The sequence below is a fragment of the Lacibacter sp. genome (genome assembly GCF_035299325.1).
Classification (GTDB): Bacteria; Bacteroidota; Bacteroidia; order Chitinophagales; family Chitinophagaceae; genus Lacibacter.
Genome location: NZ_DATGWT010000040.1, coordinates 193,936 through 217,095 on the forward strand (window position 1 = coordinate 193,936; position 23,160 = coordinate 217,095).

The 23,160-nt window shown below is 38.9% G+C and carries 18 protein-coding genes; 3 read left to right on the forward strand and 15 right to left on the reverse strand.

Features of this window, described 5'->3' with window-relative positions; genetic code table 11:
- Nucleotides 1-13: 13 nt before the first annotated feature.
- Nucleotides 14-2,170: a carboxy terminal-processing peptidase gene (locus VK159_RS21505; protein ID WP_324232231.1), complete on the reverse strand. Its 2,157-nt coding sequence runs from the start codon at nt 2,168-2,170 to the stop codon at nt 14-16.
- 252 nt (nt 2,171-2,422) lie between these two features.
- On the opposite strand from VK159_RS21505, the gene VK159_RS21510 reads away from it, so the two are divergent.
- Nucleotides 2,423-3,757: a DUF2339 domain-containing protein gene (locus VK159_RS21510; protein WP_324232232.1), complete on the forward strand. Its 1,335-nt coding sequence runs from the start codon at nt 2,423-2,425 to the stop codon at nt 3,755-3,757.
- A gap of 677 nt (nt 3,758-4,434) precedes the next feature.
- On the opposite strand, the gene VK159_RS21515 is transcribed toward VK159_RS21510, so the two are convergent.
- From VK159_RS21515 to VK159_RS21525, 3 genes are all read right to left on the reverse strand, one after another.
- Nucleotides 4,435-6,069: a RagB/SusD family nutrient uptake outer membrane protein gene (locus VK159_RS21515; protein ID WP_324232233.1), complete on the reverse strand. Its 1,635-nt coding sequence runs from the start codon at nt 6,067-6,069 to the stop codon at nt 4,435-4,437.
- An 18-nt stretch (nt 6,070-6,087) separates the two neighbouring features.
- Complete coding sequence (locus tag VK159_RS21520) at nt 6,088-9,201, reverse strand: SusC/RagA family TonB-linked outer membrane protein (protein ID WP_324232234.1); 3,114 nt, start codon at nt 9,199-9,201, stop codon at nt 6,088-6,090.
- Between the two features lie 601 nt (nt 9,202-9,802).
- The gene (locus VK159_RS21525; RefSeq protein ID WP_324232235.1) at nt 9,803-10,165 is read right to left on the reverse strand and encodes a helix-turn-helix domain-containing protein; all 363 of its coding nucleotides are present in this window, start codon (nt 10,163-10,165) and stop codon (nt 9,803-9,805) included.
- Nucleotides 10,166-10,393: 228 nt separating this feature from the next.
- Here VK159_RS21525 and VK159_RS21530 point away from each other — a divergent pair, with 228 nt between their 5' ends.
- Both VK159_RS21530 and VK159_RS21535 read left to right on the forward strand, forming a co-directional pair.
- Entirely contained in the window at nt 10,394-11,116 is a 723-nt protein-coding gene (locus VK159_RS21530; RefSeq protein WP_324232236.1) for a DsbA family oxidoreductase, read from the forward strand.
- A 130-nt stretch (nt 11,117-11,246) separates the two neighbouring features.
- A complete protein-coding gene (locus VK159_RS21535) occupies nt 11,247-11,420 on the forward strand; it encodes a hypothetical protein (protein WP_324232237.1) in 174 nt (57 codons plus the stop codon).
- 176 nt (nt 11,421-11,596) lie between these two features.
- Here the strand turns inward: VK159_RS21535 and VK159_RS21540 are convergent, their stop codons facing one another.
- From VK159_RS21540 to VK159_RS21590, 11 genes are all read right to left on the reverse strand, one after another.
- Nucleotides 11,597-12,688 (reverse strand): MBL fold metallo-hydrolase, encoded by a 1,092-nt coding sequence (locus tag VK159_RS21540; RefSeq protein WP_324232238.1) that lies wholly within the window; start codon nt 12,686-12,688, stop codon nt 11,597-11,599.
- 211 nt (nt 12,689-12,899) lie between these two features.
- Nucleotides 12,900-14,486: a T9SS type A sorting domain-containing protein gene (locus VK159_RS21545; RefSeq protein WP_324232239.1), complete on the reverse strand. Its 1,587-nt coding sequence runs from the start codon at nt 14,484-14,486 to the stop codon at nt 12,900-12,902.
- Nucleotides 14,487-14,508: 22 nt separating this feature from the next.
- A complete protein-coding gene (locus tag VK159_RS21550) occupies nt 14,509-15,534 on the reverse strand; it encodes a hypothetical protein (protein ID WP_324232240.1) in 1,026 nt (341 codons plus the stop codon).
- A gap of 299 nt (nt 15,535-15,833) precedes the next feature.
- Complete coding sequence (locus VK159_RS21555; protein WP_324232241.1) at nt 15,834-16,382, reverse strand: NADPH-dependent FMN reductase; 549 nt, start codon at nt 16,380-16,382, stop codon at nt 15,834-15,836.
- A gap of 124 nt (nt 16,383-16,506) precedes the next feature.
- On the reverse strand, nt 16,507-17,706 hold the full coding sequence (locus tag VK159_RS21560; protein WP_324232242.1) for a dienelactone hydrolase family protein: 1,200 nt from the start codon (nt 17,704-17,706) through the stop codon (nt 16,507-16,509).
- Between the two features lie 397 nt (nt 17,707-18,103).
- The gene (locus tag VK159_RS21565) at nt 18,104-18,964 is read right to left on the reverse strand and encodes a PhzF family phenazine biosynthesis protein (RefSeq protein WP_324232243.1); all 861 of its coding nucleotides are present in this window, start codon (nt 18,962-18,964) and stop codon (nt 18,104-18,106) included.
- A gap of 204 nt (nt 18,965-19,168) precedes the next feature.
- A complete protein-coding gene (locus tag VK159_RS21570) occupies nt 19,169-19,717 on the reverse strand; it encodes a GNAT family N-acetyltransferase (RefSeq protein WP_324232244.1) in 549 nt (182 codons plus the stop codon).
- 100 nt (nt 19,718-19,817) lie between these two features.
- Nucleotides 19,818-20,399, reverse strand: a complete 582-nt coding sequence (locus tag VK159_RS21575) for a hypothetical protein (RefSeq protein ID WP_324232245.1) — start codon at nt 20,397-20,399, stop codon at nt 19,818-19,820.
- Complete coding sequence (locus VK159_RS21580; protein ID WP_324232246.1) at nt 20,399-21,805, reverse strand: pyridoxal phosphate-dependent decarboxylase family protein; 1,407 nt, start codon at nt 21,803-21,805, stop codon at nt 20,399-20,401. Before VK159_RS21580 ends, VK159_RS21575 begins: the two co-directional genes overlap by 1 nt.
- 249 nt (nt 21,806-22,054) lie before the next feature.
- Nucleotides 22,055-22,639: a hypothetical protein gene (locus VK159_RS21585; RefSeq protein WP_324232247.1), complete on the reverse strand. Its 585-nt coding sequence runs from the start codon at nt 22,637-22,639 to the stop codon at nt 22,055-22,057.
- Nucleotides 22,640-22,720: 81 nt separating this feature from the next.
- A complete protein-coding gene (locus tag VK159_RS21590; protein ID WP_324232248.1) occupies nt 22,721-23,146 on the reverse strand; it encodes a rhodanese-like domain-containing protein in 426 nt (141 codons plus the stop codon).
- Nucleotides 23,147-23,160 lie beyond the last annotated feature (14 nt).

The window sequence follows — 23,160 nt, forward strand, 5'->3', positions numbered from 1 at the left end:
AATTTATTAATTATCATTTACTGTCTGAACGTGCAGCTTGTTTATTCTGCGCAATAAAGTACTGCTGAATCATATCGTTCATGATGTTTACAGTTTCACCAAGATGAAGATCGTTTTTAAGCCGGTTGATAAATGACTTGTTGCGTTCTTCTTTATTGGTATTTCCTTTAATAGCTGCAAGATCAACTTCAAGGTTCGACACCTCTAATGGTGCTGTCAGTTTAGTTAACGAATCAATTGTTTGAATAGTACTGCTCAAAGTTTTCTTTTCCTGGCGGAACTTATCAACCTTCAATGAGAAATGCTTATCATCATACTTCGATAACCAATCACTCTTTTCACCAATTAACTTGAATGAAGGGCTTTGACTGATGCGTTGCTTGCTTTGCTGAACAATGTAATTAAAATCAAAATCAGATTTCCATACTTTGTATTGTGCACTGCCAATTTCATCCCATGTTAATGCAAATGGCTCGTCTTTTTCACGAAGCTTCAGATATTCATATTGATCAGGCAGTACAATATCCGGCACAACACCTTTCAACTGCGTACTTGCACCTGTAACACGATAGAATTTCTGAAGTGTCAATTTAATGTTTCCGAGTTCAGATGGATTATTACTTGTCCAGCTTGCACGGTCGAGTTCAATATTACGTTGAACAGTTCCTTTACCATAAGTAGATGTGCTGCCCACGACCAATCCACGTTTGTAATCCTGGATAGCTCCGGCAAAAATCTCAGAAGCTGATGCACTGAATTCGTTTACCATTACAGTAAGCGGACCATCCCATAAAACATTCTTATTTCTGTCACGAAGGATCGTTGGTGATTCATCTCTGCTTTTCACTTGCACTACAGGTCCGTCTTCAATAAACAACCCAACCATTTCAACAGTTTCCATTAAAGATCCACCACCATTGGTACGAAGGTCAATGATCAAACCATTTACGCCTTCAGCTTTCAACTTGATGATCTCTTTTGCCACATCCTGTGCACAACGGTTGCCGTTTGCATCCTGGAAGTCGGCATAGAATGCAGGAAGATAGATATAACCGATCTTATGATTGTCCGGTCCTTTTATGATTGTGCTCTTTGCACGGTTCTCTTCAAGGTCGATCTTTTCACGAATCATGGTTACCACCTTAATGGCACCGCTTGGCTTTTTAACAGTAAGTCTAACTTCCGTTCCTTTCTTACCACGGATCAAACGTACTGCATCAGGCACTTCAAAACCGGTAAGATCCTGTGGTTCTGCAGCGCCTTGTGCCACTTTCAACACAATATCTCCAACCTGGATTTCACCAGATTTTGCTGCTGCACCTGCAGGCACAATCGTTGTGATCTTGATATTGCCATCTTCTTCCAATAAAGATGCACCAATACCAAAGAATTCGCCGCCACTCATTTGCTCATCAAAAGCAATTTTTTCCAATGGTGGTAAATAGCTTGTGTGAGGATCCATGGTTTCAGTTATAGCATTCACCAGGTAGTTGAAACGGTCCTCATCTTTAAATCGGTTACGGAAACGATCGAACATACGATCAAAAGTCTTCAACACTTTTTCACGTGCTTCTTTTTCCATCTGGGCGTTTGTTTTCGCAACAAAACCATCTTTACCCTTATTTTTTTCCTGTTGTTCAACAAGATCAACATAACGGTCGAGTGTGTAATATTTTAATTTCAGACGCCAGGCTTCTTTGCGCTCAGCTTCTGTTTTTGCATAAACACGTTTATCATCATCATCCATATACTTTTCTTCAACAGAAAAATCAAATGGCTTTTGTAAGATGTCTTTGTAGATCAAAGCCACTTCTTCCATTCTCTTTTTGTATACCGTATTGATGGCATAAAATGATTCAAGTCGTGCACCATGGATCTCATCATCGATCTTGGTTTCAAATTTCTTGAATTCTTCAATATCAGATTTCAGGAAATAACTCTTATCAGCATCAAGATCCTTCAGGAACTTGGTAAATACCGTTTTTGAAAATGCATCATCGATCTTTTTGGGGTTATAATGCCCCTCCTCTAAAAACTCACCGATCAGCTGCAGAATGCGTTCGAAACGGTTTGTAGGTTCATTACGGGTAGTGGATGATTGTACGGCGTAAAAGATACTGCCCCCCAACATGAGGACCAGTATGATCAGCAAACTCTTTTTACTAAACATATATTGGATAAAATTTGACATAAAACAATAATCGTAAAATTAACGAGAAAAGGCGTCCTTTTATTAGCCGTTTGTACAAATAAAGCCTTTTAACAAGCTGTTTGGTCAAAAGCTGTGCCCTAAAATGGTCTGTTTCGGGCTAAGAACATGCCTACACACATTATTTCCCCCTCATAGCAACAGCAAGTTTCGAACAAACCACATCAACTAACCGGCTTTTGCTATTTTAGCTTCATGACAGAAAATTCCGATATGCAACTACAAGAACTCATCCGGAAAATCCGTGATTTGGAGCAACAACAGGAATTGAACAGACAACAGCTCAATATTCTTAAAAATGAATTAAGGTCTTTTTTGAATACAAGCAACAATGTAACTCAACAATCAACATCCAGGTCAGTTACAAAACCATCCTTCAGCATAGAGCAGTTCATTGGTTTAAAGCTCCTCAATTTTGTAGGCATCATTGTTCTTTTGATCGGAATTGTGATAGGTGTAAAGTTTGCAGTGGACAAAAATCTTATCTCTCCTCTCCTGCGCATCATTCTTGCTTATTTAGCCGGCATTGTATTATTTGCTCTTAGTTTTTTTCTTCATAAGAAATATGAAGCGTTCAGTGCCATTTTATTCAGTGGAGCAGCGGCAACTTTTTATTTTACTACATATGGTGCATTTGAGTTTTATGGTTTCCTGTCACGACCATTTACTTTTTCATTGATGGTGTTGCTCACCATTTCAACTGTCTGGATCTCTTTACGCTTCAACCGACAGGAAATTGCAATACTTGCATTGGTTGGTGCGTATGGTATTCCCTTTTTAGTTGGCGGAGATTCAGGGAATATTGCAGCACTCTTCACATACCTGTTTGTTATCAATTGCGGCATACTGTTCATCTCATTCAGAAAAAACTGGGAGTGGCTCAAGTACTTGTCATTTGGTTTTAGCTGGCTTATTTTACTATCATGGCTGGTGATCAAATACGATACCAGCTGGTTTAATACAGGAATGATGTTTTCCGCTGCACTTTTTATTCAATTCACCATTACCATTTGCGGGTTCAATTTACTCCGTTCAAAAAAATTAATGGAGAAAGATTACTTCCTGCTTTCGCTGTTAAGTGTATTTTTTTACAGCGCTGTCTTACTACTCTATAAACAAAGCAATGAAGCTTCCACCTATGCAAACATTGCCCTGGCATTGAGCTTCCTGCATTTTACAATCAGTGCGGGAGTTTATTTCTTTTTGAAGACACAACGCAGCCTGAGCAGATTTTACCTGTTAGCCGGCATCGTGTTGCTCATCATTTTTATACCGGTGAAATATGATGGCATTCTTATTTCTGTACTCTGGATAATTGCAGCTTTATTATTGTTTATTGCAGGTTTCATGTTGAAAATTAGTATGCTCCGTTTTCTTTCCTTTTCGTTGTTTGCAATAACAATTATTAAACTGGCAGCAATAGATAGTATGCGATTTTCCACGATTGAAAAGATCATTACCTGGATTTCAATTGGAGCAGTATTACTGGTGATCTCTTTTTTATACCAGAAATACAAACAATTGCTATTTGGGAAAGATGAGCAATAACTTTAATAGTAGAAGTAAACCAGAAGTCGGGATGACTACCGCCAGTTCGAACCTTTTCATAATTGACATCGAGGCAATTTTGTCATCATCGATCTTACATAACGATATGGTTCATTTAATCCAACGATAATTTCCATACCATTAAAGCAGTTTTATAGAATTGTATAATGCTTTCAATTGGAATAGTATCTTCAATTAAAACATCGACCATCCAATGAATTCCTTCGTTTAATTATGAAAGCAAAGGAAATACCTCCAGTTAACGATAAAATGAATACAGCAGGAATTTCGTCGGCTTTTGTTGTTCTTTTCAAAATACAAAAATCTCAAAACGATCAATATACTATTCAAAAAAGAATGATTTTATAATATCTGCAATTACGATTAAGTTCATATATTATTAAAGAATATGGGGATTTCAAAGGCTATGGCTTAACCAATGACTCAAGTTAAACTGTGAACCAAAAAAATACTTCTAACACATTTCTATTCAATATTCAGCGGATAAAGAGCGTCAAAGAGTATTTTATTAACCACCCAACCATTTTGATAAAAATGAAAGCGGGCGGTAGAAACCGCCCGCGTGTTGACTTTAAACCTTATCCGTCAACATGAGAAAATTGCAAAATTTCTAAAGGGATTTATCCCGATAGTGTTTCATTGATACATTCCATGTTTTAATTTTTTATTGGTACAGAACCTGAAGCAGGCAGATTAAAATCAACTTCAGTCAGCGGAACATCAAAATAGTCCATATAATTGTACTCCATAAAACAGTTGCGTACTTCATCGTTTGCAGTACCCGCCAATGCAGCCGGCAGATATACCACTGCATTTAAACGTCCACCCCCCTGTGTTACAGGTGCTGTTACACCCCAACGTCTTGCATCATAAAATGCAAGACCTCTCATAAACAACGCCACTCGTCGTTCTCTACGGTATTCTTCAAGTGCCTGTGGCAAGGTGAGACCTGTTCCCGCAACAGCTGCAATACCGGCATTTTGAAATGATCTTATCTCATCAATTATTTGAAGACCGGCTTCTATCTGACCTGTACGAATCAGTGCTTCAGCTGTCATCAATGCATTTTCTTCGTACGTTCCAGCAACTGAAACAAGTCCTTCATTTTGATTGGTTGCAAAAGTTCCCCCATCTTCAACATTTTTAACTGCCCATCTTGTACCAAACTGTAAACCCCTGCTACTGATATTAGCCGGATATGGCGAAGTATTCAGGTAAAAGTTTTTATCTAACCGATTATCCCCTGCTTTGTATTCCTGTATCAAACGCTCGCTGGGAAAAATAAATTCCTGCGCTGTACCAATGAGCACATAGGGATGAAAAAAAGCACCCACCACATCATTGTTTCCATCAAGGGTCATTCCCTGGCGAAAAATTTTATCTCCTGGTTGAACACCAGCTGCAGTGAGCGTTTTTATTTGATCCCAATCAGCCGGCGTCATATCTCCTATTTTTTTATTCACCAATAAATTTCTTGCTTTCATTGTATTGATCTGTCGTTTCCACATGTCGGGAGTGATCACATCTGCGGGCGCATTGTAAGATGGCGTGATTGATTTAAAGATGGTCTCATAGTCGGTATTTGCAGTTACGCCTGTTAATGCAGCGGCAGCAGCATCAAAGTTTTTATTTGCTTCTGTGATAATTGCCTGACTACTGACATAGGTTCCATTTGTTGTTCCATCTGTATTATCATTAATAATTCCGGCCAGGTACAATGAACCTACCCTTGAATATGCAAATCCTTTCCACCACAGGGCCCATGTTTTAAGAACAGCTTTTTTAGTGGTGGCGTTCCCTGAAAATTTTAACTCCGGATTTTCCAGCGCTTTTAAAAGAATATTTGCCTGTGAAATGTAGAAATATGCAAAAGCCCACTCATACTGAAATACATTTCTGTCTCCTGCCTGACGGCTGTTAAAGCCCTGTAACGAAGTTTTTTGTGTAACGCCAAAGGGGTTGGTGACAACCGTGTTATCCGGCAGTGTTACTTTGTATACCTGATCAGCCCAACGCATACCCCAATTTCCATAAGGGGAAAATTGTTCATCGCCCATGATGCTATGATGAGCATCTGCCACAGCTTTTACATTGGTAACTCCGGCGTTAACCACATTGCCCAATTGCCTGTTGATAATACCTAAAGCAAAGTTGGTAATTCCTCCCTCAGATGTTAAGGACAATGCCGGTGTTGGTTGATTGGGATTAATCAACTGCAGCTTTTCTTTGTTACAGGAAGTAGCTACCGTCATCCATGCCAATGCTGCTATTAAAATTATTTTTATACGCATAAGAAAGAAATTTATTTTTTACAGTCCAAGATTGATACTGATTTGATAAGATTTAAGATTGGGAACACCGAAATAATCAACCCCATTAATTGCACCCAGGCCAACAGCCTGGTTACCTTGGGAATCACTGGTATCTGTAGATTCCGGATCCAGACCCGAGTATTTTGTAAACGTCAGCAGGTTACGGCCAGCAACCGTTACTGATGCTGTACGGAGCCATTTTGCCTTGCGTTTCACTTTATCACCAAGCGTATAAGTGAATGATAAATCCCTCAGCCGCACATAAGAACCATTTTCTACAAACCAACTGCTCGGGCTGATCGAATTATAAAGACTGTTGTAGTATTCGACGAATGCGCCTTTTTGACCATTGATTGTAATTTGCTTATCAAAATCTTTATGCAACCTGTCACGATACATCCATTGACGTGTTATATTATAGATTTTATTTCCTTGTCTCCAATCAAACTGGAAGGACACAAGCAGCATTTTTTTAATGGTAAAACTGTTGGTAAATGAAGCGTTGAATTTTGGAAACGCATTTCCGGCTATTATCTGATCATTCGCATCAGACATGACTGCTCTGTTTGTGCGTTTATCTACTACGGTATTATTAACAACCTCATAAAATCCCCTGTTTGCTTCAGCGATATAAGGTGTTTTATCAGGTCTTAATGCATCCAGGCTTGTAATAGGATACATGGTATTGAATATGCCTAATTGTTCGCCTTCCCTTAGACCAAAAAATCCTGTTACAACTTCTTTACCGTTTGAAATTTTATCCACCACAACTTTAAAAGCGCCTAAGCGTCCACTGAAATTCCAGTCAAAGTTTTTGGTTTCTGCAACATTTACATCAACAGAAAGATCAAATCCTCTACTGCTTAATGTCGCCAAGTTATCCAGCGTATTTTGAAACCCGGTAGATGGAGCAACGTCGGCAGGTTGAATAATATCTTCAGAAATTCTTTTCCAATAAGTACCAGACAGTGTGACACGATTTAACCATGCAGTTTTGCTGGTTTTAAATGTTGCATCTGTTCCGATCTCAAGTTCTTTTGAGCGTTGTACTTTTAACAATGGATTACTTGCCTGTGATGGCAGACTTAAACCAACTCCTCCTGTACCAACTGCTGTAGCATTCAAAATCACCTGGCGTGCATAGCGGCCGGGTTGGATACCTGCTTCTCCATAGGCAGCACGAAGCTTCCAATCAGTCAGCCAGTTTGTTTTTATCCATTCAGATGGACGAACATATCCTGTTACTCTTGGAAATGTAAAGGCATCTGCCGCATCGCCGAATTCGGAAGAGTAATCGGAGCGGACACCTGCACTGATGCCGAACAAATTACCATAGTCAAAGGTTTGATTAATGAGAAATCCAAACGTTGTAAACTCATCATCATAGCTTCCTGCATTTTTGATTTGCGCTACATTAATATTGAATGGAGGATAAGATGGCAAACCGGAACCGTTAGCAAAATACTGGTGATTTTTTGAATTTCTCCAATCATAGCTTACCTGGGTTGTTGACCTCAGTGGAATGCGTATCTTAAAATCATCTTCAAAATCAAATCGCAAAAAGGCGGATGCAAGAGAGTTCTGATAGGTAAATTTTTTAAACCGGCTGGTGATCGAACCTTCAACAGATCCGCCCCAAAATGCTTCACCTGACTGTGGAGCATTTCGCTGATTAAGAAAATAGCTACTTGAATCTGTATTCCAGATCTCCATTCCATATTTATAATCCAGTTCAAGAAATTTAGAAAATTTGTAATTGAGATTTACACTTTGAATCAGGCGGTTTTGTTTTTGGGATCGTGTGTGCCACTCACGTTCCGATAAAGGATTTAACTGATTTTCCTGTTTTGGTTTTACTACTAAAAAACCGGCTGGTCCCCTGAAATTAAAATCAACAAACTGCCATGAATTAACAAGATTGAATCTTCCTGTTGCACTTAACAGATCTTCATCTGTAAAAATCATTTGTGTCGAGGAACGGGCTGTGAGTCCTTTAAAGATTTCAAACCCGAGATTGGCAGAAATATTGGTGCGCTTAAATCCATTATATAAAACGCTTTGCTGATTGAGGTGTGCAACGTTGAGTGAATAATCTGCTTTTTCACCTCCACCAGAAATGTTTAATGAAGTATTATGGGTGAATGCCCTGCTGTATGCGCTTGATAAATGGTCATAGGTTTTCTCCCGATAAGGTTTATCATTTTTTACATTGGCCAGAGCAGCGCCATTAAGACTTGCAGTTACAAATGATGGCGCAGGCCATTTACCATTTACATCGGGAGCAATCCTTGCAGTACCATCTGTAATATAACCCTGCGCATCCGTTACAAAATGATGAAACTTGTTGGTGATCTCATTCTGTCTGATAATTTCGTCAAAGCTTACTTGTGTCCTTAGATCCATCTGTGGTTTTCTGCCACGGACTCCTTTTTTTGTAAAGATCTGGATCACTCCATTGGCACCCTGTGCGCCATAAAGTGTTCCGCCTGCAGCACCTTTTACAACTTCAATACGATCAACCGTTGACAGATCTAACCCATTTAATCCACCATTCACTTCAATACCATCAACCAGAATCATCGGCGGGGTTGCACTCAAATCATTAATGCCTCTTAATACAATTTGTGCGGCAGTACCCGGTACACCACTTGGAAACTGAACGGAAGCACCTGCAATTTTACCCTGCAAGGCCTGTTCCACACTTGCCATTGCCGTTTTAGAAATGTCTTTTGAATTGACGGCACCAACATCAATAGCTACTTTTTTTCTTGAGGTTGCCACACCAACGCCTGTAACAACCACCTCACTCAACGCCTTATTATCTATTTTCAATCTGATCGTCAGCACTGCTGATGCGACAGGAACCTCCTGTGTTTCGTAACCTACACTACTAACAATTAACACAGCATTTGCGGGGATGGATCTCAATTTAAAATTACCATCTCTTGCAGTTGTGGTTCCTGCTTTTCCATCTTTCAATTTTACAGATATCCCAAATAAGGGAGTACCTGTTTCGTCCGTTACTGTTCCGGAAATGTCCCTGTTCTGTGCTAAAGCCAGCTGACAGCAAAACATCAACATTCCCGCAAGAATTAAGAAAGTTTTTCTCATTGCAATTTGTTTAGAGTTAAAAAATGAAAACGAAAATCGATCACCTGTCATGTCGGGCTGTGACAGGTATTAGTTGGAGTTAACTAATACAGTGTTGTAAATATTATCCGGCCACTTTGCTGATGTGCTTGTTTTCGCAACAAACATTTGCATATTGATCCGGGGCGTGGTCGTATTCATGGGTTTGTCCGGCATTATCCATTTTTTCTTCACTGGCATTTTATCATAACATTCATTGTTCTTATTGGCTAAGCATGCGATTCTTAATGACATGAACCAGACAAAATTTATTGTCATAAGTATTTTTTCTTAAACAAGTGACACCACATTCATTGTAACAACGATGAATTCCGGGTGTTCGTACACTCAGCAAATTAGGAACAAGAAAAAAGGATGAAGGAGGGTTTTGTCCTATCGGCTAGGCATTTCTTCCGATCGGACGTAAACTAATTCTGGCAGAAAAACGAAACAGCTCAGCATCTATTTTGCCGGAACTATTTTTATAAGTAACAACAACTGTTTAGTAAAAAAGAATCATGCATCGTATATAAAAATCATACACTGCAACTGATCAAACGTAAATCCTTAAACTACCGGTAGATTATCTCCCCATTATTTTCTTCCGGTGTTCGATCCCCCAGTTCCGCAAGGGAACAAGAACCATATTAAGTGAGCGGCCGTGCTCAGTAATGGCATATTCCACCGTTGGAGGAAATGTATCATACACGGTCCTGGTAATAAGTTTATTCATTTCCAGTTCTTTTAATTCTTTCGACAACATCTTGTCGGTGATGCCATTAATTTCTTTTGAAATTTCTTTAAATCTTTTTTTACCAAACAACAGTGAAATCATAATCGGGAGTTTCCACTTGCCATTTAAAATTTCAAGTGCATCACTCACCTGCAAAATGAATTTGTCACAATCGCAATCAACTGCTCTCTTTTTTGATTTATTTGTTGTCATTTCCTTTACTATACCTGATGATAGTACTATCCAGAAGTATAGTACTATAAAATAGATAGCAAATGTAAATAGGTTTGCAGATAACCTGATGATCTGAATAAAAAAAATTTCTCAACAGGTGGGTAGAAATTTCGGAAATCTCAAAGACATTTTAAGTACTCAAAGATTTTAATCAAATTTAATGCCTCACTGAGTGACCGGTGTTCTTAAACAAAAAAATAAAATAACATGACAAACAACAAGATGAAAGTGGAAATCTGGAGTGATGTAACATGCCCGTTCTGTTACATTGGCAAAAGGAAATTTGAACATGCACTCAATCAATTCAAGGATGCTGACAAAGTTGAAATTATCTGGAAAAGTTTCGAACTTGCGCCGGGCTTTCAAACAGAACCTGTGAAAGATATGTACCAGTTTTTAGCTGCTCATAATGGAGTAAGCCTGGAACAAATTAAAACCATAAGCAACCAGCTTGCAGATTCAGCGTGGCAGGTTGGTTTGCAATACAATTTAGAAAAAGCCATCCCGGCGAATTCGTTCAATGCACACCGTCTTTCTCACCTGGCCAAACAGCGACAACTGCAAGACAAAGCAGAAGAGCGATTATTCAAAGCTTACTTCACGGAGGGGAAAAATATTGATGACATTCCAACACTTATAGCATTAGGTAAGGAAATAGGATTGGATGCAGCTGAAGTAAAAAATGTTTTGGAAAGCGATCAATATGCTGACGAAGTAAGGCAGGATATAGCTGATGCAAATCAGGCAGGGGTAAAAAGCGTTCCTCATTTTACATTCAATGGACAGGAAAGCATTTCGGGTGCACAGGATAGCAAAGTTTTTTTGGAAAAATTAGAACTAGCATTTACAGCGTGGAAAAGTAAAAAGTCCTTAGCTGATATTACTGCAACGGATGGACAGGCTTGCAAAATTGGCGAGGTTTGCAGCTAACCCTGATTACTGTTTATCAAGGGGGCTGAATGTTCTTCAGTTCCCTTGATTTATTTATTCAAAAGGTGGACCAAATCTATTCCGATTGTTTGTCCAGACTTTGGCAACTGTGTTTATTTTAAGCGAACGCATGACAACGAAAATATCTGTTCATGAAAATGCATTTCCTATCGCAATGCTTCAATTATTATTCACAGAATTAGGTCATCAGGCATTAAACGATCGGCTGTTACTGCTTTCTTCTTATGCAATACGATCATCCTGTGCAGGTTCAGGCAATGGAAAACCAACAGGTTTTCATTGAAAGCAATTCGCCTTTTTGGCAGCTGTACCTGTTTCACTTGTTGTAACTTTCCCACAAATGCAACGTTGCTGTTTTTTCGTATATCATTCATGACAATACTAATACAAGTCGTTGCTGATAAATATTTCAGAAGACACATAACACGGTAAATTATTTGCACCACTGCAGGTTCCCTTTTAATCTTTTTTAAGATGGTGTTCGTAGAATTTCCAGAGATCTGTTATTTCAGCTTTTATAGCGTCTTGCAGGGAACCTGTAAAATAATTCATATAAGATAAACGGAATTTCTGTATCCGGTCAGCATATCCATTTTGTAAGGAAATAAAAGTATCAGGATTAACCTCATGAAGGAACGCTTCCAGTGTTAAACCTTTGTTGATGGCAGCGATCGTTTTTACTTTTAATTCTTTCATATAATTCAGCCACGAATGGATAATATCTTTCCCTATATGTATGTCTCCATGCCCACCTACAAAATATTCAAAGTCAAGTACATTTATTTTTTCCAACACTTCTATCCAGGAGTCAGGATGGGCATTCCAAAACAAGGGTTCATAATCATGTACAAGATCACCGGTTACAAGCACTTTATCCTGAGGTATCATCGCTATGATATCTCCCTGTGTATGTCCATCACCCAAAAAATACAATTGCAGATCAGCGTTTTTGTCATGAAGGATAAGTGAATCATAGAAGGTAAGGTTAGGAAGAATAATGGCCGAAGATCTGATGTCTTTGGAATAGGCACCCAACTCATCACTCAATCCGGAAAAATAATTCTTCCTTTCTTCGCTTATTGAAGACAGGGCGGAATCTCTGGCAGCAACTGATTGTTGCCATACCGTTTCACTCCATGATATTTTCTCGTCTTCTGCATATAAAAAAATATGACGGGCTGCTTGTTGTTGTGCAATGATAATCAGCGAAGGGTTTTCCTGTAAGAAGGCCTGAGCTCCCAATATGTGGTCTGTATGATAATGGCTGAAGATGAGGTACCTGATCGGAAGGGCAGATATTTTTTTTCTGATCGCTGCTATTAATTCTTTCGCCATGAACAGGTCTGTCTGTGACTCAATGACCGATAAATATGTTGCGTTTACAATAATGGTTGTTGTGCTGTTAATTCTTGACACACGTGAGGGATGTGCGATATAAACATGTTCCGTCATCTTTGTGATTACAAAAATTTCTTTTGCCTCTTTACCAAGCAAAGTGAGCGTGTTCAATATTTTCAAAAAAAGCAAAACTGCTTTCCTGAGTACCTTCATAATTTAAGTTTGACGTTCAAATAGGAAACAGATATTCTGCTTAGTGCAGTTCAATTAACTTTCAGTTTTCCTTATCAATTTAATACAGCTGCAAATCTTCAGAAGATTTCTTTTATCCTTCCAACAGCCCGCAAATGTTTTGAAGCGATTAGAAATTACTTTGGCAATGCTCAAAAAACCAAATGCCGGTTTATTCGGGCATGTTTTGCATTTACTGTTTCACTAACCGGATTGTTTTATGCTTTTGTCCATTGTTCCAATCTGCCGATAATAAATAGACTCCCCCGGCAAGTAACTGCAGATCTACGGTAAACAGGTTGCTGCCATGCGAAACAGTTACATTTTGTATACGTACCAGAGCACCTTTACTGTCAAAAAGCTTTATTGTTGCCTTCGATGCATTAGCCGTGACGATGTTCACAAAAACAAGATCATTGACCGGGTTGGGCCACAGTCTGAAGACATCGATCCCTGTACAGGAAGATTGCCGTATACTGGAATATTGCTGCTTCCCTTCCAACTCGTACATGGCAATGCGATAAAAATTATTTTCAAGCGGTTTCTCATCTGTAAAAGAATAGTGGTTTTCAGTCGTGCTATTACTGACAGAAGGTATCTCTCCAATCACTTTCCAGTGAATACCGTTTGCGCTCCTCTCGATTTTGAAGCGACTGCTGTTTTGTTCATGCACTGCTGTCCAGTTCAATTGTACTGCAGCTCTATCGCACTGCACATTGAATGAAGTAAAAAGAAAAGCTAACGGACCGGTGGGATCTTCAGCATCAGTGATTCCCGGCAACGCTGACAGTGACATATAAAAAAGACCTTTTGTACTGGCATCCCAAATCCATCCGGCATAAATATCTAATTTATAAGTGAAGTGATCAGGAACAAAACTGAAAGGCACAAAGGACTCCGTAAATGAATCTTTTTTTAAATAGAGAAATGAAGTGTTATTTACTCCGTTAAAGGTATTGCTTGCTAAGAGCAAAGCCTCTCTTGCATTTGCAAGGGAGGTGAATGTTGACGGAAGAAGGCCACCGAATCTGGACCAGCTGAGTCCGTAATCGGTACTGATATAAAAAGTTCCTGATTTTCCTGCCAGCAATAAACTGTCATTAGCAGTTATGATGTCATACACGCCCTCCGTAGGACGTACCTGGCCCAAAAGTAACCGCTCTTCCCATACTGTTGAATTAACCGGGCGGTGGTCATAAATCCCATTGGCAAGTGTACCGGCAACCATTGCATGGTTAGTTGCTGCAATCGAATTAATATTTGCACTTAGCGAAGAAAGTCCTTCAGAGAATGTAAGCCAGCGGTTGCGTAGTACCGGATCTAATTTATACACTGAGTTGCCAAGAGTCGCTGCATACAAATCACCGTTCCATATACAGAAGTCAGACACAAATGGAATTATTCCTGAAGTGATATTTTGCCAGGTTCTGCCGCCATCCACACTTTTTGCTACACCGATTGAATAGGAGGAAACAAAAAGTTCGTTTTTAAAAATGATGACATTATCAACTGAAATAAATTGAGGAATACGACTTGTTGAATCCCATGTTTGACCTGTATCCACACTGATATAAATTATATCTTTCCCTCCTGCATAAAGCGTATTACCCTCACGGTTTAGACTATGAATATCTGAAGCAGGTAATTGTTCAACTCTTTTCCATTGAGCAAACAATACTGAAGAATTCAAAAGTAAGACCAGTGCAATTATCAGTTTCAATTGGTTTGCTTTTAAAAAGTTAGTCGCAAAAATCTGTTTACAGATTTTTTTGTTTTGCATGTTCTCATTTTTTGTCGTACGATTATTCTAAGCTTATTTTTCGGATCCGGTTGCTATTTGCTTCTGCGACATAAATATTGCCCAGCTCATCTATTCCAAGGCCAACAGGGCCATTAAATTTTGCTGAAATTCCCAGTCCATCGTTAAAACCGGAAGTAGTTCCAGCGATAGTTAAAACAAACCCTTCCGGGGTGATTTTACGAATACGATCTGAATCTGCTAAATATAAGTCCCCCGATTGATCAATAACCAGATCTCCCATTGTAGTACTGAATTGAGCTTGCCCGGAATAACCATCCCTGTCACCTGCAGTACCATTACCTGCCAGTGTAGAGATCTCTCCCATAGGATCTATTTTGCGGATCTGAAGGCTACTTTGGTCCACAACAAATAAGTTGCCCATTTTATCAATGGCAATTCCACCCGGTCTGAATTGTGCAGGTCCGAAAACTGTTGACACCTGACCGGCGACGCTGATCTTGCGGATGCGTTTGTTTTCCCAATCCGATACATAAATATTTCCCTGGTTGTCAGTAACAATGCCAATACTTTCGCCAAACATTGCGGCTTCTGCATTCCCGTCAGCAAATCCCCGTTTTCCATTTCCTGCAACAACAGTAACCACTGCATTGGTTGTTATTTTCCTTACACGAAAATCATGCAGATCCAATGTATAGATGTTGCCGCCTTCATCGGAGGCAACACGGATCGGAATGGCAAATCCTGCGTCGGTGCCAATTCCACTTGTTGTATCCTCCATACCGACACCGGCAAACGTAGTAACCTGCCCACCGGCTATTTTCCGGATACGATGATTGAGACCATCTGCAACATAGATATGCCCGTTGGAGCTAACAGCCACGTCCTGCGGCGCACTGAATGCTGCTGTTAAGGCAGGGCCATTAACATAAAATGCTGAACCATTTCCGGCTATGGTCGTTACCACCCATTTTTTGTCTACCGGCGGTTCAAAAGCGCACGTAATTTTATTGCAACTGCTGCTTCCAATAAGCAGTAGGAAACTTAAGCGAATTAAATGTGTCTTCACGATTGAATGATTAAAACTTGATCTGACCCATACTCTGTTGTCAAAGCTGAGTTCGAAATTTCCCAAGAGAATGACACCCAAATTAGTAGCCATCGCTCTTAATAATTATGACAGTTTCCAAATGGTTGTTTTATTCTTCCAACCGGCAACTAATAAAAACCAGGTGGCAGCGAAGTTGGGGTTTGGGTTCTGAATACTGAAAATTTTATTAGGAGAATAACACCATCTTTTGTTTAGCAATCTCAGCTGAATGAAAAAACGTTTCGGGCCGCTGGTGGTTTGTACCAACATCAATGGCATTATGCTTCCCTTCTTTGTTTATGTATCGTTGCAATTAAATTATCCATCAAGTGATGAATATCTTTTAACGTCTGTTCATCTTTAATTGTATCATTCTCATCAATCTTCGTCTTAATAAACTGGATCAACAAATTAAGCTCCTCAATGTTTTCAGCTTCAATAACACGTAAGGTTTCCAGAAGTGCTTTGTGTCCAAATCTTCCATCACTAGATGCGGTAATTAGCGCAGTAGGTTTTTTCCAAAATTCATTTGTTGAAACAGTCCAGTCGATGGCGTTTTTCAAAGCCCCGGGCACACCGTGCGCATACTCAGGCGTACAGATTAAAATTCCATGCGCACTTCTGATTTGTTCCCGAAAGTCTGAAACTGATTTTGCAACATTCCCGTCATTATCATCCGGATTAAACGAAGGTAAACCTGACAACCCATTAAATATGGATATTTCAAGCTGACCGGAAAACAAATCAGCGATTGCGTTCAACAGTTTGAGGTTAGAAGATTTTCTTCTTGTGCTTCCAGATATGGCAACTATTTTCGGGATTGTCATAGACTTTAACAGTTAAAAATGGTATTCATCTCATGTTGTCAAATGATTCGACTTGTTTATCAAACGTTTTCATTTCAGCCGATAGGTAGGTTTTGTAATGCTATTTTAAAAATAGTATGAGCGATCAATAAACCGGCTTTCGAATAATGCCCTTGTAACGGCCAGCAACGGAATCTAAGTCAGTGAATTTATTGTTCAGCGTACCATTAAAGAAAGCATGTAAAATATCTATCGTTGCATACTGCGTCTTTGTAGGAATATGACCAAACTCTGAAAAGCTACTAACAAGAAACCGTGCAGGGGGAGCCAGCAGAAATGGCGCATCGGTAAAACTATAATGGTCGGCTTCAGGTATCTCGTACCGATACCCTCCTCCAAATTGTTGAAAGAGCTGTTGATTTCCCTTTTCATATCTGAGGTAACGATCAACTCCTTCTTTTTTACTTTCGATTAACAGGTAAGGTTTTATAGTAGTTGGTTTTGGTAACTCGCCATATAATGTGCCGTCAATATTTGCAGCAGCTTTAATTCTTGAATCATACGCCATCGCAGCAGCAGCAGTGGCGCCACCTAAAGAATGACCTGTAATACCAATACGATTCTGATCAAGAGATAAAAAAAAGCTGTCCGTATTTGCATTCAGATTACCTATTTGATTTAATACAAACCTGATGTCTGCAATCCGCAATTCAAGCCGGGCTATCATAAATTTGGTAAGGTCAGGATCATCGTTTAAGTGTTTTTCAACCGTAGTGACAATCTTCCCGTTTGCAAGTTGAGTAATCATCGCCTCATAGGGATGATCAATCGCCAACACCACATAGCCATGGCTGGCAAGCCCAGCTACAAGGCTTGTATAAAAAGCACGGGAAGCAACATTTCCTGTCAGAAAAATGATGACAGGCCATTCATTTTTTGTTTTAGCTATTGGTGCGTTCAGTATACCATGGGTATTGATCTTTTCATAGTGATCAAATATCCATCCTGGAAGTATGCCGATTTTTTCAGGCAGATTATCCAATCCGTCCAGATAATCGGAATGAGGGCCTTTCGTATTTTCTTCGGTTGGATACCAAGCCTGCACCACTACATTTCTTTTGTCGTTTAGGTCTGAAGTTATTTGCTCGGACCTGCTGTTATCTATCCACCGGAAAATTCTCGTACCTACTTTATAATCACCTTGAGGTTTTATTAATTCGGGAACAGGTGAAAAAACTGACCAGGGAAGTATTGTGGCCAGAAGCAAACAAATCAAGATAAATCCCTGGAATCTCTTTTTTATTTTACTGCTGTTATCATTTGAGAAAATGGCTATCAATACCATGAATACGATCAGCAAATAACCTGGGAGATAATGCCAGTAAAAGCCCTGTATCAACAGTTGCAACAGCGCCATCATTATAGTAAAAGCAAGAAAAAATTTTATATTACCCTTCGTGCGGCCGGGTATGAAGATCAAACAGGATGCTGTTGTTATAATTGCAATTAAAAGAATGACGTTTATACTTTCCATTTGAACGAATCAACTTTAGTTGAAGGCAATTTTGTAAATGACCAATAAGCATGCATATTGTTACGCTCTGTAAATAAATTAGTCTATCCCGCCACGATTGTTCAAAACTCAAATTAATTCACAGGCGAACTACGGTTGATTGGAATATGAATTGTATTTATTCTCTTATCACTTCTACTGATAACGAGGATTTCTTTTTCTCAGTCTTTCATGTTACCAGTGAACCTGTTGCAATTTTACAAACATCCCCTTCAACAAATATTTCTCCATATCCTTCTTTTTCTTTTGTCACCAAAACTTTCAACCGGCTTGGCCGATTTAAAAATTCACCCTGCTTCAGAATAATTTCAGTATTCTCACTTTCTATTCCATGTTCAACTAAATAGGCACCGACCGGTCCGGCGGCACTCCCTGTGGCAATATCTTCAACTAAACCTTTATTGTCCCAGGTTCTGCCCTGTCTGTTTTCGATGTCCAGCACAAAGAAAAATTTTGCTCCGATTCCGGATAGTTCATTTTCTAAATCTGAAACTGTAACTTTTACTTTTTGTAATGCCGAAGCATTGACTGGCAAAATTAAATAAGGTAGTCCCGTTGATATCACCTGGCAAGGCAGTTTTTTATAATTGTCATCTCTTTTCAAATTCAAAAAATCCAGCATCTTTTCTGCTTCATCTTCCGAGAGTGTTTTTATAAATTCAGGTTTCCCTTGATTCATTTTAGCTGAATAAATGCCGTCTCTTTTATAAGTATTTACCTCCACTGATTTTTTATTCAATTCAATTCGCCAGGTATTCTCCACCATTTCTGGTGAATACAGATCATGTAAAATGGCAGCACCCCCAATGATAGGATGTCCTGCAAAGTCCAGTTCTTCTTCTGTTGTAAAAATAAATGCCCTAAAATCATTTGCGCCCGTCTTACGAAAGAAGATACTTTCAAATTGACGCATTTCCTGCGTAAGTATCTGCATAAATTTTCTATCCCACCCCTGTTCATCCATAAAAACCGTCAATCCATTTCCAGAAAATTTTTTGTCCGAAAAGACATCAACATGGTAATAGTTCATGTTTTGTTTTTAAAATTATTAATTGCATCCCATTGTATTTATCAGCAAAGAGCAGGATTTTGTGAAGGTTCAGCATTAGTATTGTGGTTACTCAAAGCGCTACCGATTTTAATGGTTTTGCTAATGCAAAAATAAACGTGTGATTCACTATCAACATTATTCAGCAAATCGGAAAAAATTGTATATCATTCTTACTGTTTCATTTCAGCGATCCGGTATTTTGTTTTCAAATCCGGTCTTTTCAATTTTATACCAATTATGTTTTATTCCTTCAAGATCGAATGTTTCAATATAGTTCAGTCCAACTTTCTGTAAAATTCTGTTTGAAGCAACATTTTCACAATCAGCCATTGCATACACTTCGTTCACATTGATTTTGTTAAAAGCGTATTGCAATGACACATGTGCCGTTTCGGTTGCAATGCCCCGTCCCCAATACCTTCTTATCAGACGGTAGCCAAGGTCATAATAATTTCTGTGATTGTTTATTAGTTCAGTTACAAATTTAAGCCCCGTCCATCCAATGAATCCCCCGGTTTTTCTGTCTATTATTGCCCAACGACCAATTCCGTTATTGATATATTGCTGCCTGATCGCATTTATTTGGGTAACAACCTGGTCTTTTCCGGTGACGGGCTTGTTCCCTAAATATCTATGCACTTCCGGATCAGCGTCAAGTTCAAAAATCCCATCGACATCTGTCAATTGAATCTCTCTTAAAATCAGCCTTTCTGTTTCTGCTACTATTTTCATTTTGTGAAGCGTTCGGTTTTATTCTGTTAAACCATGAAGTCGGCCTTGTCTTTTTCATCGGGAAGTTTATAAATACCTCTTACTTATACTTATGGATACGCTAATCGTGTGATTTTGAAAACAGGTTGTAGTTGACAAAAATACTTGTATAGTGGACGTTTTTATTATACCATATACCAACCCAGGCATTTTCAATCCCCTTAGCATTCAAAAAATTAATTCCGATATCAAAACGTTTAATAGAATACCCTGCTTCTAAACCTCCGAACACAACAGCAACAGACGGCCTTGCGTAATCACCATTCACTGCTATTTTGCCACCTAATTCACCAATGCCGATTTTTGGCTCAATGAAGAATTGTTTAATATTCTGTCTATACCCGAATAATACAGGGATTAGCCGAGTTGTTATTTTCTCTGTTCCACTTGAATTTTTTGAATTCAATTTCGAAACTCCGGCAGAAAGAATCAACTGCCCGGATTTGCCAATTCCATAAGCAGCCTTTAAAGAAAACCCAAACCCCTGGTCGTCCTGAAAAAAAGGAACAGTTGTTTCTGCGGCTGCTCCCAATGTATAAAATCCTTTTTGCGCATTTACGTCAAGACAGACAATGATGAGAAGCAAAAGAATATATTTATACATATGAAAGGAAGTTTCTGAGCAGGAAACTGTTGCTTTCATTATTTTAGTTTGTTCATTATTTCGACCATCATCTCTGTGACTAAGGCAATGTCATCTGCAGTTGTTCTCCAATTTACAAATGCGGCCCTGATTCCTTTTTGTCTATTATAAATCGTTGCTGTCATAAACACCTTTCCTGTGTCGTTAAGCAATGCCAAAAAGGTATTTATTTTATCCTGATTTTCTTTGCCAGCCAATGTGAAACAAACTGTGTTGAGTCTTACCGGTGCTAATAATTCAAAATAAATATTCTCTTCAATAAATCTTCCGAACTGATCAGCTAAGTTGATGCAATTATCGACAATTTCCTGATACCCTTTTTTCCCATAAGCATTCAATGAAAACCAAACAGGTAACGCTTTAAGACGTCTTGAATTTTCAGGAAGAAAATTTAAATAGCTAAAATTATCAAGCGGGTTTCCTAAATAAGGTGCATTGGAATTTTGAAACGTTTCTGTTTGTAAAAGTGAATGTTTCTCCTTTATGAAAAAGACAGCGCTTTCATAGGGTACATTCAGCCACTTATGACAATCAATGGTTATACTATCAGCATCTTCCCAATCCTTAACAAGGTGCTTATGTGTTTTTGAACAAACAGCAAATCCACCAAATGCTGCATCAATATGCCACCAAAAATTATACTTTTCTTTGAGTTGTTTAATGGTAGAAAAGTCATCAAAATCAACAGTATTTACTGTCCCCCCGCTTGAAATTAATATAAAAGGTGCTCCACCAAGTTCCTTGATCTTGTTTTCTAAATCAGTAACGCTCAATGCCTCTCTATTGCCAGCTTTGGTTTTTATATTTATTACTTTACTGCTTCCAATTCCCAAAAGAGAAAGCGATTTTATTGCAGAAGAATGTGGTGTAGCTGCTAAAATATTTAAGCTTCCGGAAACACCCTGTTTTGCAAAGTCTCTTCCGGATTCTTTTCCTAACCATTGTCTTGCTACAGCAAGACAAGTAAAATTGGACATTGTTGCACCTGTTACAAAACCACCTAAAAAGTCATTTGGTAATTCAAAAAGTTCTAACAACAATTGGATTGTCTCCAATTCAATTACTGCAGAAATATCGCCATGTCCCTTTGTTGAGAAACTGTTTTGGTCATAGATTGTCGTCAGCCAATCGCCAACAATAGCTGCCGGAGTAGAGCCACCAGTTACAAAACCCCAGAAACGTGGCCCGGAAGTCGAAACGATTAAGGGCTCAAATCTTTCATTGAATCGGCGAAGCGTTTCCATTGTTCCTGATCCGCCTTCCGATAAATATAAATTGCCATTTATTACATTTGTCGTCGAAGTTAACCTGCTGGAAATTGTGTGTAGATATGTCAATGCCTGATCTTTTACCTTTTCAAGTAAGTCGTCCATGTTTACCAGGTCATGTTGTAAATGTTTATTCATTGTTCAATTCTTAATTATGCTTCCCGCTAACCTCCGGACATGTCTAATGGTGATTACTCAACAAATCCGTCGTTTATAAACAGCCGTTAACTGTAATGCGACCAAGGCTGAAATTCCTAATACCGTTTCAAAATCAATTAACCACTGAACTTGATCGCTGCTGTGAAAGTTCCTGCCGTGGTCGTTGTCCCCAACGACCACGGTTAGACTTTTAATAAATAAATTCGCAGAATCATTTTTAAACAGCCGCTAAGATTTCCTTTTTTTAAACACATAAGCAAATTTGAAATCAAGCGCCGGATAAATAACTCCACAATCACAATCCATACCCATTGCATAACCAGCCCCAAGCTGTGTGTTGAATAACCAGTGACCTCCTATTGCTCTTTGAATACCCCAATGAATATTTGTCAAGAGAGTCGTTGTTACAGGATCATACGGGTCAAATGCTGATAATGGTTCAGCATATTTTATCCGCAGCCCAAAATAGTTTGCCGAATTTAGTTGGGTATTTTTGCCCCTGCTCATTCTTTTCTGAATATTATAAAAATATTTTGGTGTTACTGAAAGATAAGCCGCCGGTTTTAAAAAACTGTATTCATAATTATTTAGAAAAGAGGGAATTTCGTCGTAGGCTGCATACACATCATATCCACCCCCAACTCCCCCACCTAAGTCAATGGTGAAATTAGCAAACACCCTTGGTTCGTAAGAAAAACCAATACCCTGCAACCCCATGTCCAGTTTTACCAAACTTGTTACTGTTTTTGTTGTTTGTGCATTCGTGGCAATAAAAAAACATAAGAACAGTACCGATAAAATATTTTTCTTCATATTCTGAATCTCCTTAGCGCCATTGAGTTTGTTAAAAGCCTTACAGATTGAAACTAATTGCTGAAAATAAAAACGAAAATTCTATGTCGCAGAAATTCGTTCATTGCACAAATGGCGATCATCCTGTTCTGATACAGGTAATCCCGCTTCCTTCCAGGCTTTCAGTCCTCCGTCAAGATGTGCTACATTGTTATATCCCATTTGCTTAAGCATTTTCACAGCCAATGCTGAACGACCACCGGATGCACATTGCAGAATAATCCGTTTATCCGGATCAAATGCCACACGGTGATAAGGCTGCGAAGGATCTGCATAAAACTCAAGCATCCCTCTTGCTGCATGTACCGAACCAGCTATTTTGCCATTACTTATCAGTTCATCAGATTCACGAATATCAATGATGGTACAATTACCGTTTAACAGCTCCCCGTAAACCTGAAGAGGTGTCAAGTTTTCAATTTCCTGTTTCGCTTCTTTTACAAAGTCAGTTGCTGATTTTACTATCATAGAATTATTTTCGT

What these genes read in the sequence shown, in the direction of transcription:
- VK159_RS21540 (WP_324232238.1), bottom strand. Translation starts at nt 12,688, where the DNA reads ATGAAGGTACTCAGGAAAGCAGTTTTGCTTTTTTTGAAAATATTGAAC.
- VK159_RS21560 (WP_324232242.1), bottom strand. Translation starts at nt 17,706, where the DNA reads ATGGTATTGATAGCCATTTTCTCAAATGATAACAGCAGTAAAATAAAA.
- VK159_RS21565 (WP_324232243.1), bottom strand. Translation starts at nt 18,964, where the DNA reads ATGAACTATTACCATGTTGATGTCTTTTCGGACAAAAAATTTTCTGGA.
- VK159_RS21545 (WP_324232239.1), bottom strand. Translation starts at nt 14,486, where the DNA reads ATGCAAAACAAAAAAATCTGTAAACAGATTTTTGCGACTAACTTTTTA.
- VK159_RS21525 (WP_324232235.1), bottom strand. Translation starts at nt 10,165, where the DNA reads ATGACAACAAATAAATCAAAAAAGAGAGCAGTTGATTGCGATTGTGAC.
- VK159_RS21535 (WP_324232237.1), top strand. Translation starts at nt 11,247, where the DNA reads ATGACAACGAAAATATCTGTTCATGAAAATGCATTTCCTATCGCAATG.
- VK159_RS21590 (WP_324232248.1), bottom strand. Translation starts at nt 23,146, where the DNA reads ATGATAGTAAAATCAGCAACTGACTTTGTAAAAGAAGCGAAACAGGAA.
- VK159_RS21570 (WP_324232244.1), bottom strand. Translation starts at nt 19,717, where the DNA reads ATGAAAATAGTAGCAGAAACAGAAAGGCTGATTTTAAGAGAGATTCAA.
- VK159_RS21555 (WP_324232241.1), bottom strand. Translation starts at nt 16,382, where the DNA reads ATGACAATCCCGAAAATAGTTGCCATATCTGGAAGCACAAGAAGAAAA.
- VK159_RS21585 (WP_324232247.1), bottom strand. Translation starts at nt 22,639, where the DNA reads ATGAAGAAAAATATTTTATCGGTACTGTTCTTATGTTTTTTTATTGCC.
- VK159_RS21510 (WP_324232232.1), top strand. Translation starts at nt 2,423, where the DNA reads ATGCAACTACAAGAACTCATCCGGAAAATCCGTGATTTGGAGCAACAA.
- VK159_RS21575 (WP_324232245.1), bottom strand. Translation starts at nt 20,399, where the DNA reads ATGAAAGCAACAGTTTCCTGCTCAGAAACTTCCTTTCATATGTATAAA.
- VK159_RS21580 (WP_324232246.1), bottom strand. Translation starts at nt 21,805, where the DNA reads ATGAATAAACATTTACAACATGACCTGGTAAACATGGACGACTTACTT.
- VK159_RS21515 (WP_324232233.1), bottom strand. Translation starts at nt 6,069, where the DNA reads ATGCGTATAAAAATAATTTTAATAGCAGCATTGGCATGGATGACGGTA.
- VK159_RS21520 (WP_324232234.1), bottom strand. Translation starts at nt 9,201, where the DNA reads ATGAGAAAAACTTTCTTAATTCTTGCGGGAATGTTGATGTTTTGCTGT.
- VK159_RS21530 (WP_324232236.1), top strand. Translation starts at nt 10,394, where the DNA reads ATGACAAACAACAAGATGAAAGTGGAAATCTGGAGTGATGTAACATGC.
- VK159_RS21505 (WP_324232231.1), bottom strand. Translation starts at nt 2,170, where the DNA reads ATGTTTAGTAAAAAGAGTTTGCTGATCATACTGGTCCTCATGTTGGGG.